This is a genomic window from Microbacterium sp. NPDC064978 (assembly GCF_044543605.1).
In the GTDB taxonomy this organism is placed as follows: domain Bacteria; phylum Actinomycetota; class Actinomycetes; order Actinomycetales; family Microbacteriaceae; genus Microbacterium; species Microbacterium meiriae.
Map to the genome: position 1 here is coordinate 1 of NZ_JBITWF010000001.1, position 12,394 is coordinate 12,394.

At 66.8% G+C, this 12,394-nt stretch carries 9 protein-coding genes and 1 pseudogene; 6 read left to right on the forward strand and 4 right to left on the reverse strand.

Features of this window, described 5'->3' with window-relative positions; all coding sequences use genetic code 11:
* Positions 1–87 precede the first annotated feature (87 nt).
* Positions 88–660 (reverse strand): recombinase family protein, encoded by a 573-nt coding sequence (locus ACIGJI_RS00005; protein WP_366243583.1) that lies wholly within the window; start codon positions 658–660, stop codon positions 88–90.
* 493 nt (positions 661–1,153) lie between these two features.
* Between ACIGJI_RS00005 and ACIGJI_RS00010 the strand changes: the two genes are divergently transcribed.
* The 4 genes and pseudogenes from ACIGJI_RS00010 (at position 1,154) to holA (ending at position 6,715) form a co-directional block, all read left to right on the forward strand.
* Entirely contained in the window at positions 1,154–3,895 is a 2,742-nt protein-coding gene (locus ACIGJI_RS00010) for a TrlF family AAA-like ATPase (RefSeq protein ID WP_363447529.1), read from the forward strand.
* 104 nt (positions 3,896–3,999) lie between these two features.
* Positions 4,000–4,680, forward strand: a pseudogene (locus ACIGJI_RS00015) (ComEC/Rec2 family competence protein); the annotation flags it as partial.
* Positions 4,681–4,917: 237 nt separating this feature from the next.
* Positions 4,918–5,643 (forward strand): MBL fold metallo-hydrolase, encoded by a 726-nt coding sequence (locus ACIGJI_RS00020; protein WP_366243930.1) that lies wholly within the window; start codon positions 4,918–4,920, stop codon positions 5,641–5,643.
* A 34-nt stretch (positions 5,644–5,677) separates the two neighbouring features.
* Complete coding sequence (holA, locus tag ACIGJI_RS00025) at positions 5,678–6,715, forward strand: DNA polymerase III subunit delta (RefSeq protein WP_025103705.1); 1,038 nt, start codon at positions 5,678–5,680, stop codon at positions 6,713–6,715.
* A gap of 62 nt (positions 6,716–6,777) precedes the next feature.
* Here holA and rpsT read toward each other — a convergent pair whose 3' ends face one another.
* Positions 6,778–7,038, reverse strand: a complete 261-nt coding sequence (gene rpsT / locus ACIGJI_RS00030) for a 30S ribosomal protein S20 (RefSeq protein WP_187661676.1) — start codon at positions 7,036–7,038, stop codon at positions 6,778–6,780.
* A gap of 220 nt (positions 7,039–7,258) precedes the next feature.
* Here rpsT and ACIGJI_RS00035 point away from each other — a divergent pair, with 220 nt between their 5' ends.
* On the forward strand, positions 7,259–8,632 hold the full coding sequence (locus tag ACIGJI_RS00035; RefSeq protein ID WP_363447527.1) for a family 1 glycosylhydrolase: 1,374 nt from the start codon (positions 7,259–7,261) through the stop codon (positions 8,630–8,632).
* Complete coding sequence (locus ACIGJI_RS00040) at positions 8,629–9,867, forward strand: MFS transporter (protein ID WP_363447525.1); 1,239 nt, start codon at positions 8,629–8,631, stop codon at positions 9,865–9,867. The genes ACIGJI_RS00035 and ACIGJI_RS00040 overlap by 4 nt, the downstream gene beginning before the upstream one ends.
* On the opposite strand, the gene ACIGJI_RS00045 is transcribed toward ACIGJI_RS00040, so the two are convergent.
* Together ACIGJI_RS00045 and ACIGJI_RS00050 are read right to left on the reverse strand one after the other, a co-directional pair.
* Positions 9,859–10,590: an alpha/beta hydrolase gene (locus tag ACIGJI_RS00045; RefSeq protein WP_363447523.1), complete on the reverse strand. Its 732-nt coding sequence runs from the start codon at positions 10,588–10,590 to the stop codon at positions 9,859–9,861. The genes ACIGJI_RS00040 and ACIGJI_RS00045 overlap by 9 nt on opposite strands.
* A gap of 74 nt (positions 10,591–10,664) precedes the next feature.
* Entirely contained in the window at positions 10,665–12,377 is a 1,713-nt protein-coding gene (locus tag ACIGJI_RS00050) for an ABC transporter family substrate-binding protein (RefSeq protein ID WP_187661673.1), read from the reverse strand.
* Between the last annotated feature and the right edge of the window lie 17 nt (positions 12,378–12,394).

Genomic DNA, 12,394 nt, shown 5'->3' on the forward strand with positions numbered 1-12,394 from the left:
AACTCTCTGGGATAGGGACCAGGCATGATGACATCCTCCCCGCCAGCGCCTCCCGACACTAACGATCAGTTGTCACCGATTCGTTCCTCACGCCCTCTTGTCCAACACCTTGGTGCCGTTTGAGGTCACAGAGTAGACCCGTTGATAGCCGTAAACGTTCTTACCGTGAGGGCGACCGCGCTTCGCCGCCGCACGCATATCACGTCTCAGCCTTTCGCTGGTCTTATCGGACTCGTACTCGGCGTCAGAGGCGTCTTCACGGAGGCTGCGGCGATCCCGAGCGTTCGCTGGGTCGTAGACGCGGTTATGGGTCAGGACCCAGATGCTGACGCCGCGTTCACGGCAGAGGTCCACGAGGTCAATCCACTCACCAGTGCGGCGGGAACCGCGGCTCGACTCCCATATCGCGAGGAGATCAGCGTCGAAGGTGTCGTCCTCAAGATCTGAAATCAGCTGGGCGAATCCCTCACGCTGCCGTCGCGCGTAACGGCTGGCACTTCGGTTGTCATCACGGTAGGGGGAGGAGTGGACCTGCCATCCGCGTCCCTGGGCCTCAGCGACTATTTCATCGTGCTGCTGATCAGGACTCTTGCCGGTCCCTGAACGATCGAGCGAGACGCGAAGATACTCACGCACACGTTTGGCTGAGTCGAGAGGCATCGCGTCGAGCTTACCGCTGGGCACTCGCACGACATGCGCTCGCAGCTCGCGGTCGGCGATCAGATCGATCGGGTTCTCCGGCGCTGATCGGCTTCGTTTATCGTCGCTACGTTTGCATCATGATTCACCGTCCCTCTCCACTGGTCGTGTGTCGCGAACGCCTCGCCGGGAAGAGCGAGGCGATCTTGCGGACGTGCCCCGTTGCGAAGGTGTTGTCGTCGCCGGTGGCTGCCCGGATATCGAGCAATAGTTCGCGACCGTAGATTTGTTGGGCCAGGCGGGGGAGAGCGAGGTCTGAGCTTCTCCATCAAACCGGGCGTGCATGCCAGAGTTCTCGGCTGACTTGTGCCCTCGTGAAGAGCCAACCTTTGTCGAATCCATGTCCATGCGGGGTTATAGCGCGAGCGCCGCACGCTCGAACTGGTTTTGTGGATCATCGTCCACTCGTGCCCGTCGGGCGGTTCCGGGGCCGATCCTCATGCCACGATGAAGCATGGAAAACTCAGAGGGTGAACCCCCCGCAGAGGGCGCAGCGCCTCAAACAGGCTATGTTGGCGCGAGATGGTGGAGTTTGGATATCCATGCTCACTCGCCGGCATCGTTCGATTACGGTGGGTTGGAGGGGGAGGCAGCGACCAATCCGCGGCCTTCGTTTGAGACTTGGGTCCGTGCATACATCGATGCTGGCGTCGACGGGATCGTAGTAACTGACCATAACTCGCATGAAGGGATTGACGCGGCGCGAGCCGCGCTCAGAAAACTTCAGGACGCAGATCCCGATTTGCCGCCACTTGTAATTTTTCCAGGAGTCGAGCTGACTCTCGCTGGAGGGTTTCATGCGCTTGCCGTGTTCGAGCACACGTGTGATGCCTCCATCGTCATCCGGGTGCTCGCGCGGTGCAAGTTCGACGGAACGCCAGGACGAAGCGATGAAGTCGCCGACATGACTGTGAACGCGGCCGCTGAAGTGGTTCGCGACTTGGGTGGCATGCTAATCCCGGCCCACATCGACCAGCGCGCTGGCATCCTCGGTCTGGATCCCCGCGAACTAGAGACCCTTGCCGCCAGCGGTCATGTCATCGCGGCTGAAGTTGCTGATGACGGCAAGGTGGGCGAGGCAAGCAAACGTGGGTGGGTGCCTCTTCTCGGGTCCGACGCGCATCACCTAACCACGGATGGTGCTCCGGATCCGGCTGCAGCAAAAGCTCCGGGCACTCACCTGACGATGGTCAAAGCTGAGACACTCACTATGGAGGGCCTTCGATTGGCGCTGGCCGAGCCGTCAGAGTCGATCCGTCGTTTTCGACGAGGTGATCACGACCTGAATGATGTGAAGCACGACCATATCAAAGCGATCATGGTGAGGCACAGGGGCGGGCATCGTGAGTTTACGTTCGGCCCATGGATGAACTGCCTGATCGGCGGTCGTGGCGTCGGGAAGTCAACGCTCGTTGAGCTCCTTCGCCTGGCGCATGGGCGGGTAGATGAGCTGCCTGCCAATCTCGCGGCTGATCTGGCTCGATTTGCGCCAACGACAGATGCGAGCGAGCGATGGTGGAATGACGAGACTGAGATTGAGGTGATTTACGCACGAGGCGGACAGCTGCTGAGGATCAGGTGGGTCGGTGCTTCACCTTCACATTCGAGCCTCGCGCTTTGGGATGGTTCGGCGTGGGAGCAGCAATCGGGACGAGTAGTCGATCGTGCGCCTGTGCGAGTCTTCAGCCAGAAACAGATCTATGAAATGGCGACCAAGCCGCAAAGCTTCCTCCAGCTTGTCGACGACATGCCGGAGATTCGAAAAGCCGAGTGGGAGGAGCAATACGAGGAACTCCGGCTCAGATTCAAGACCGAGCGAAACAAGCTCCGACAGCTCCTTGCAGAGTCGGAGAAGGCTGACCGCCTGAAAGGACAGCTCCAAGAGGTGCAAGCGCGACTACGCCACCTCGAAGATCTTCGTGTTAGCCCCGAGTACGCGAGGCTGTCTCAGCTCGAGACGAAGACCCGGACTGTCGACTCGGCGAACTTGATGAGCAGCGAGATCGAAGCGATCATCGCTCAGCAGGCCGCCTCGCTTCGCACCCTGCCCATGGACGCCGATGAAAGCACCGAGTATTTGGACTACGTGGCTTCTTACGAGAGCGCGGCCATACTCCTCGATCAAGCCGCCGCAGTTGTCCGCTCCGCTCGTCAGGCTTGGATAGCTACAGGCACAGCGAAGTACTGGACCGAAGAGGCTGCGCGGCTGGGTGCGTGGATGAACGAACAGGGTGGTGTATCCGCTACGTCTGCCGATCAGACCAGTCACGACCGAAAACTCGAAGCAGAGCTGACGGCCGAACTCAAACAGCTTGAGAACGCGGAGGCTAGACGCAGCGCGCAAGAAGGGGTGATAGACGAGGTAATGCGGAGTATCCGTGCGAAGCGGGCTGAGCTTTTCACCCGCAGGCGGGACTATACGAAGAGTCTCAACGCTACGCAGGGAACTCGCACGAAGCTGGAGGTCTTCGAACAGGGAAGCGTTGCAGGCCTCGGTGACGAGTTGCGCACGCTGTTGCGGACACCTGATTCGTTCGAAGGAGCCTTCGCTCAGGACGGGATTCCGTTGTTAGTGAGCGATAAGGTGCCGCAAGACTCGCGATTCGCGCAGGACGTTTCGGGCTTCAAGGGCAAGTTGATTCAGCTCGTTGAGGCCGGAATTGAATCGGAGATTGCCAGCGCGGTGAAGATCGATGGTCGGTTTTACTCCAGGCTGGCTACCTCTGACAGCTTCGATCTGGTCACCGACATCATGCTTTGGTTCCCTGACGACCTCATTCGTGTGATGTACCAGGCGAACGGGCAGGCAGACTTCGTGGCCGTCGATCGAGGATCGCCTGGTCAAAAAACTGCAGCCCTTCTCGCTGTGATCCTCCAGATGGGGGACGAGCCCCTCTTGCTCGACCAGCCTGAGGACGACCTTGAGAACAAGCTGATCAGGTACCTCGCTGTGGAAACCCTCAAGAAGATCAAGCAGAACCGGCAACTGATCGTGTCCACACATAACGCCAATGTGGTTGTGACCTCCGGGGCCGAGAACATCCTGGTGCTCGAACACGACGCGGCGTTGCCTGCTATCGAAGCTTCTGGAACACTGCAGCACCCCGACGTCAAGGACAGCGTTCGCGAGATCCTCGAAGGCGGAGAGGACGCAATCCGCACGCGCTTCATGCGATTGGTCGGCGTGCCTAGCTAGGTAGCTGATCGCGCTGCTCCTGTGTCGCCCATCATCCCTGTGCGGCCCAGGGGTAGCGTCATTCGGTTAGCTACCCACCTCTTAATCAAACTGTATCTGGGGCGAACTGCGCGATCGTCGTCGCTGCGGTCTTCGGGATCGTCGCGTTGTGCGGAGGGGCGCGGGCGCTGCGGGTCGTGCTCGCAGCCCTCGCGCTGGCGGCGTTCGTCGTGCTCGTGACGCCGGAGCCGAGCGTCATCCGGGCCGCCACGATGGCCGCGGCGGGCATGCTGTCGATCCTCGTCGGGCGTCCGAGCGCTGGGGCCGGCATCCTGGCCCTGTGCGTGGCCGCTCTCCTCGTGGCCGACCCCTGGCTCGCATCGACGCCGGGATTCGCGCTGTCCGCCGTGGCCTCCGGGGCCCTCATCCTCCTCGCCCCGGCGCTGGCGGACGGGATCGCGCGCTGGCTGCCCCGTCCGCTCGCCCTCGCGATCGCGGTGCCTCTGGCGGCGCAGCTCGCGTGCGCGCCCGTGATCGCGCTGTTCGCGGAGCAGCAGTCGCTCGTCTCGGTCGTCGCGAACCTCCTTGCCGAGCCGGCCGCGCCGCTCGCGACGGTGATCGGGCTCCTCGCCTGTCTCGCTGCCCCTGTCCCCGTCGTCGCGGATCTGCTCGCCGCGTCCGCCTGGTTGCCGTCGGCGTGGATCGCGACGGTCGCGCGGGTCACCGCCGGGCTCCCGGGTGCTCAGGTGCTCCTCCCTGCCGGCCTCGGCAGCGCTGCGGTGGTCACGCTGGTGAGCGTCGCGATCGCCGTCGTGTGCTTCCGCGGAGGGCCGCGCGTCCGGGAAGTCGCGCGAACCGACGTCGTGACGGCGTCGGTTCGCGCGGGACGGGCCTGGACGCCCGGCGCTGTGCTCCCCGCCGCTCGACGCGTGGCGGCCGGCGTTCTCATCGTCGTCGCGTCCGTCGGCGCCTCCCGTGCGTTGATCGACGGTCCGCTCGCCTCGCTCGTGACGCCCCACGGGTGGGCGATCGCTGCGTGCGACGTGGGCCAGGGCGATGCGGTCCTGGTGCGTTCGCAGGACGCCGTGGCCCTCATCGACACGGGACCGGACCCGACGGCGCTCGACGCCTGTCTGCGCTCGCTGAGCATCGACCACATCGACCTCCTCGTGCTCACACACTTCGACGCGGACCACATCGGAGGCGCGACGGCACTCGAAGGCAAAGTGGGCACGGTGCTGCATGGACCACCTGCCGATGCCGCCGATGCGCGTGCGCTCGACGGCCTGGCCCGAGCGGGCGGAGCCCTCCGGCCGGTCGACGCCGGGGACCGGGGCGCGCTGGGCGGAGCGGCATGGCGGGTGCTCTGGCCGTTGCCGCACAGTGCCGCCTTCCCGCCAGGGAACGACGCGAGCGTCGTCACCGAATTCGTCGGGGGAGGAGTGCCCCGAGTGCTCTTCCTGGGTGACCTCTCCGCTGCCCCGCAGCGCGCGCTGCTCCGGAGCACGCCGCTGACGGGATACGACGTGGTGAAGGTCGCCCACCACGGCAGCGCCGACCAGGAACCCGCCCTCTACGACGCTGTGCAGCCGAGGGTCGCGCTCATCACGGTCGGCGCCGACAATGACTACGGGCACCCGCGTCGGGAGACCCTGGATCTCCTGTCGGCTCTCGGGACGCAGGTCTACCGCACCGATCGCGACGGCCGCACCCTGCTCGGCATCGAGGACGACGCCCTCCGCGTCTGGACCGACGTCGCGCCGCCCTGAGTCGGGTGTCCGACACCGCCGGTAGGCTGGTCCCATGGCAGCCTCCCGTCCTCCCTCCCGTGGCGGCGCGAAGGCCACGAAGATCCCGCAGGTGTCCTGGCGGGAGCCGCATCCCGCGCCGCTGGTGCTCGTCTCGGGCCCGGAGGAGGTCTGCGCCGAGCGCGCGATCGCCGGGGTGCGCGACTACCTCCGTGCCGAGGACCCGGCACTCGAGGTCAGCGACGTCCGTGCCGACGACTACGCTCCCGGCACACTGCTCTCCCTCACCTCACCGTCCCTGTTCGGTGAGCCGCGACTGGTCCGCGTATCCGGCGTGGAGAAGTGCTCCGACGCCTTCCTTCAGGAGGCCATCGGGTACCTGGAGAACCCGCAGGAGGGTGCGACGGTCGTGCTCCGGCACACGGGCGCCAGTGTCCGCGGGAAGAAGCTCCTCGACGCCCTCCGCGCGGGGACCGGCGGTGGGATCGAGATCGCCTGCCCCGCCATCAAGCGCGACGGCGACCGGGTCGACTTCGCGGCGGGGGAGTTCAAGGCGGCGAAGAAGCGCATCGCTCCACCTGCGCTCCGGGCGCTCGTCTCGGCCTTCGCCGACGACCTCACCGAGCTCGCGGCCGCCTGCCAGCAGCTGATCGGCGACGTCGAGGGCGACATCACGGAAGAGGTCGTCACCAAGTACTACGGCGGCCGGGTCGAGGTGTCGGCGTTCGTCGTCGCCGACACCGCCATCGCCGGTCGCTACGGCGAGGCTCTCGTGGCGCTCCGCCATGCGCTGTCCTCCGGTGCCGACCCCGTGCCGATGGTCGCCGCGTTCGCGATGAAGCTGCGCACGATGGCACGCGTCGCCGGCAACCGTGAACCCAGCAGGCAGCTCGCCCAGCGCCTCGGGATGAAGGACTGGCAGGTCGACCGCGCGCGTCGCGACCTGGCGGGCTGGAACGAGCGCTCCCTCGGGATGGCGATCCAGGCCACCGCGCGTGCCGACGCCGAGGTCAAGGGTGCGGCGCGTGACCCCATCTTCGCGCTCGAGCGGATGGTGACGGTCATCGCCACCCGCGAGCCGTTCGGGGGATAAGCCCCTGCGCGAAAGCAGAAAGCCCGCCTCACGAGGAGACGGGCTTTCCGGAAGTCAGAAGCTCAGAGAGCGGAGACCTGCTTGGCGATCGCCGACTTGCGGTTCGACGCCTGGTTCTTGTGCAGGACGCCCTTGCTGACGGCCTTGTCGAGCTTGACCGAGGCCTTCTTCAGGTTCTTCTCGGCGGCGGCCTTGTCGCCGGCGGCGACGGCCGCGCGGGTCTGGCGGACGAGAGTCTTCAGCTCGCTCTTCACGGCCTTGTTGCGCTCGTGAGCCTTCTCGTTGGTCTTGTTGCGCTTGATCTGCGACTTGATGTTTGCCACGTGTGGACGCTTTCTGTACAGGAGTTATTCGGAGTGCCGGCAGCAGAAGAGGGCTGCTGCACGGCGGTCGTGAGGGAAGAACCCACACGCAAGCCAAGAGTCGAGTCTACCAGTACCGGGTGGGATCGTGCGAAACGACATCGCCCAGGCGAGACGCCGTCGCGCGGAAGGCGGGACCGGGTGCAGAATCATCCACAACGACGACGACGTCAGGAGCCCGATGACCCCCCTCAGCACCGACCCGACCGCGCGTGCGCGGCTGCGCTGGTCCGCCGCCACCTCGTCCGTCCAGATCGAGGGTTCCCGTCGTGCCGACGGTGCGGGACGGTCGATCTGGGACGACGAGATCGCCAAGCCCGGACGCATCCGGGACGGCTCGACCGCGGAACCGGCGTGCGACAGCTATCGCCGTGTGGAGGATGACGTCGCCCTGGCAGCCGGACTCGGGCTCGATCGCTACCGGTTCTCGATCCCGTGGGCGCGCGTGCAGCCGGACGGTCACGGACCCGGGAACGTCGCGGCGCTGGACCACTACGCCCGCGTCGTCGATGGTCTGCTAGCGGCCGATGTCACCCCGTCCCCGACCCTCTATCACTGGGAGCTGCCGAGCGCGGTCGAGGCCGACGGTGGCTGGCTCGCCCGCGACACCGCCGAGCGCTTCGGCGAGTACGCCGCCCTCGTCGCCGCCCGTCTCGGTGACCGGGTGTCCTCGTGGTACACGCTGAACGAGCCCGCCATGACGACGCTGCAGGGCTACGCGGTCGGGGCACTCGCGCCGGGGAGACAGCTCCTCTTCGGTGCGCTTCCGACCGTGCACCACCAGCTGCTCGCCCATTCCCGAGCCGCCGAGGCGCTGCATGCCCGAGGCGCGGCGAGCGTCGGTCTCGTCAACAACCACACCTGGGTCCTGCCGCTGCGGGACACCGAGGAGGATCGCACCGCTGCCGCGGTGTACGACCTCCTGCACAACCGGTTGTTCAGCGAGCCTCTGCTGTCCGGGACGACACCGCACCTGGAGGCACTCGGACTCCCGCCGCTGCCCATCCTCGGCGACGACCTCGCCCGCATCGCGGGATCGATCGACTTCTACGGGGTGAACTTCTACAACCCGACGACCGTCACCGCCGGTGCTCCGGATGCCGACATCCCGTTCGAGATCGTGCCCACGCCCGGAGTCCCCGTCACCGGGTTCGGACCGCAGTGGCCGATCATGCCGTCCGCCCTGCGCGACCTCCTCATCGATCTGCACCGACGACACCCGGACATGCCACCGATCATCATCGGGGAGAACGGAGCGTCCTTCCCCGAACCCGACGTCGCCGGTGCCGTCGAGGATGCCGACCGGATCGCCTACCTCTCCGCGCACATCGACGCGGTGGGCGAGGCCCTCGATGCCGGCGTCCCGGTCGAGGAGTACACGGTCTGGTCCCTGCTCGACAACTGGGAATGGACGGACGGCTACACTCAGCGGTTCGGTCTCGTGCACGTGGACTTCTCGTCGGGGGAGCGCACTCCGAAGGCTTCCTACGGGTGGTACCGCGACCTCGTCGCCGGCGCTCGTGAGGCCAGGGACGCCGCGGCGGCACGGGCATGACCGGTACTCCGGGCCTCATCGCCCGCCGCGCCGGTCTTCGCTGGATGTCGCTGTTCACGCTCGCCTGGCTCGCCATCTGGACCGTCCAGCTCACCCCGGTCCAGCTCCTTCTCCCGCTGCAGCTCGACACTCCGGAGGACGACTGGATCCGCGGCGTCGTCTCCTCCGGGATCGTGCTCGGAGTGGGGGGTCTCGCCGGCGTCGTCGCCGGGCCGCTCGCCGGGGCGCTCTCGGATCGAGCCCGCGCCGGCGCGCACCGGCGGCGGCCATGGGCTCTGGGAGGGGTCGCGCTCACGGCCGTCTGTCTCGTCCTCACCGGGTTCGCCGAGGGCCCATGGCCAGTCGGCGTCGGCTGGGTCGGCGTCTCGATTGGCGTCGCCGTCTCCTCCGCCGCGTTCACCGCGCTCATCGCCGACCAGCTCCCGACGACGCAGCGCGGTGCCGCGTCCGCCGCGGTCGGGTCGAGCCAGGCGGTCGGGATCGTGCTGGGGGTCGGGCTCGTCGTGCTGCTGGGCCTCGACATCGTCGCCGGGTATCTGCTCCTCGCCGGCATCATCGCGGTGGTCGGGGTCGCGGCGGCGCTGCTGCTGCCGGACCCGCCGAGCACGGAGGCGCTGCGTCCTCAGCGCATCGGGCGGCCCCGCCTGGCGTCGCTCCGCGACCGCGACTTCGCCTGGATGCTCTCCGGACGACTCGTCACCAACATCGGCAACGCCCTCGGCACGGCGCTGTTCCTCTTCTTCCTCCTCCACGGCCTCGGACAGGAGAGCACGACCGCACAGGACAACCTCCTCCTGCTGATCGTCGTCTACACGGTCTTCGTGGTGCTCGCCTCCGTGATCACCGGAATCGTCTCCGACCGCACCGGGGAGCGGCGCCGGCTCGCCGTGGGGGCCACGGTCGTGCAGGCGGCGTCGGGTGTGGTGATCGTGGCCGCACCGACCTTCGAGATGACGATGGTGGCCGCCGCGCTCATGGGCGTCGGCTACGGCGCCTTCTCTACGGTGGGCCTCGCGTTCGCCGCCGATCTGCTCCCGGATGAGCAGGATCACGCGCGCGATCTCGGAATCGTGAACGTGACCGCCGCCCTCGGACAGCTCATCGGGCCCGTGCTCGGCGCAGGACTCGTCGCCCTGGCCGGCGGGTTCTGGCTCGTCTTCCTGGGGGCGGCCATCCTGTCGCTCGTCGGGGGAGCGCTCACCGCTGCCGCGCGGCCGCGGGTGTCCTCAGCGTGACGCCGCGCGCTCCTGGATCGTCGCGATCGCGAGGGCGAGGACGGCGTTGAACACCCGCGGACGCATGGCGGTGAGCAGGTGCGTGGTCCGCGGCACGACGATGAGTTCCGCCTGCGGGGCCAGGCGCCGGAACAGGGGCTCGTTCAGCCGGAGCTGATCGTACTGGCCGTTCACGAACCAGAGCGGCATCTGGATGCGGGGGACGGCGGCGGCGACATCCAGGGCGGCGAGGCTGCGGAGCGTTTCGTCCTGGATGTCCAGCGCGTATCCTCCGGCGGAGAAGTCGCCGCGGTTGTCCTCGGGGATCGTCGCGGCGAGCATCCGCTGCGTCAGCCACATGCCGCGGTCCGGCAGGGAGTCGACGGCCCGGGCGAACAGCCGATAGGCACGTAGCCCGGGGCCGCGGGGGAGCGACGTGCACGCGGCGGCGACGAGTCCGTCGACAGGGGGAGGCTCGGCCCCGCCGGTGTACGCGAGGGAGAGCAGCCCGCCCATCGAGTGGCCGACCAGCAGGACGGGGCCCTTCTCCGCGGCGGCGCGGGCGGCCGCGTCGATCGTGTGCAGCGCCTCGTGAAGGGTGAAGTCCTCGTCCATCCGGCTGCCGTGGCCGGGGAGGTCGACGGCGGTGACGGGGTGCCCGTGCGCCTCCAGGTACTCGACCTGCGACCGCCACATGGTGGCGGACGTGCGGATGCCGTGCACGAGGACGGTCTGGACGGTCACGCCTTCAGCATAAGGAAGCGGGGCCGGTGGATGGACCACCGACCCCGCTTCGACACGAGATGTGTCAGAGAGTGTTACTTCTCCCAGCCGACGTTCTCGACCGGCGTGACACCGAACAGGTCGAGACCGACGTAGGGCTCCGGCGTGAGGTTCGCCAGGCCGTTCTTGACCACGTAGATCGAGGGGCCGCTGTACAGCGGGATGAGGCCCCACGTCTGCTCGATGATCTTCGGCTCGAGGTCCATCGCCGCGGTGGTCCAGGACTCCGCGTCCTTCTGGCTCTCGACCTCGTCGGCGATCTGCTTGTCGATCTCCTCCGTGCCGGTCGCCGACAGGTTCAGACCGCTGTCCGAGCAGTAGAGCTGGCAGAACCAGGCCGGGCCGAACGGGTCGGAGTCGGTGAAGCGGAGCGAGACGACGTCCCAGTTCTTCGTGGTGAAGTCGCTGGAGAAGTCGGCGGAGGCGCGGACATCGATCTTGAGGTCGATGCCGATCTCCTTCTGCTGCGCCTGCAGCGACTTCGCGAGGGCCTCGATGGTCGGGTCCTCACCGAAGATCGGGAACGTGACGGAGAGCTTCTCGCCATCCTTCTCGCGGATGCCGTCCTCGCCCTCGGTCCAGCCGGCGTCGTCGAGGAGCTTCTTGGCGCCCTCGACGTCGTGCTTCAGACCGGCTTCGGCGAACGAGTCCTTGTAGCCGTCCTGGAACGAGTACAGGTTGAGCGAACCGGCGACCGGCTCCTCGTAGCCGAGGCCGTTCCACGCGATCTGCTTCTGCTGGTCGACGTTCACGCCGAGGAAGAACGCCTTGCGCACGTCGATGTCCTCGAACTGCGGCTTGTCGGCGTCGACGAGCAGGACCGTCTTGGCGGTCTGCTGCGCACGGCGGACGACGGTGTCGTCCACTTCCTGGACCTGCTTCAGGCGGTCGTTGGTGTTGGCGCCCACCATGTCGATCTCGCCGTTCTTGAAGGCGTTGATCGAGGCGTCGGGCTCCATGGCCGTGAAGGTGACCGTGTCGAGCAGCGGCGCGTTGCCCCACCACTCGGGGTTCGGCTTGAACGAGACGAAGCCGCCGTTCGCGTCGAACGTGTCGACGGTGTACGGGCCGGCGCCCCACTCGGGGTGCATGTTGCCGATGAAGGCCTCGTTGAACACGGCCGGGTCGGCGATGTCCGGGTGCAGGACGCCACCCGTGAGGAACGCCATGGACGGCCAGGCGTAGATGCCGTCGAACGTCACGACGGCGGTCTTCGCGGTGTCACCCTGCTCGACGGTCTTGATCTGCTTGTAGCCGTCGGTCGCGTTCGGGTTGAAGCCCTCGTCGTAGGACCGGTTGGCCTTCCACGTGGCGTCGATGGACGTCCAGTCCATGTCGGTGCCGTCGTTGAAGTGCGCCTCGTCCTTGAACGTGAAGGTGATGGTCGTGTTGCCATCCTCCTCGCCGATCTCGTACGCATCGAGGTAGGCGTCGTTCTTCGTGACCTCGCCCTCCGGCGAGACCAGGAGGATCTGCGGCATGTACCACGACCACAGGCGAGCGGTGTCAGCACTGGCATCGCTGTTGAAGCCGTTCAGCTGCTCCGGGATCTCGTTGATGGGGAAGTTGACCTCGCCACCTTCCTGGAGGTTGCTGCGGTCCTGCGGGTTGTAGTCGGCGGTCTTGGTCTCGACCTTCTCGCCGTTGTCCCCGCCACCGGTGTTCCCGGAACCGCTCGCGCAGCCCGCGAGGGCGAGTGCGAGGGCGCCGCCGATCGCGACCGCCCCCAGCAACTTCTTGTTCTTCATGGTGCTCCTTTCGCCTT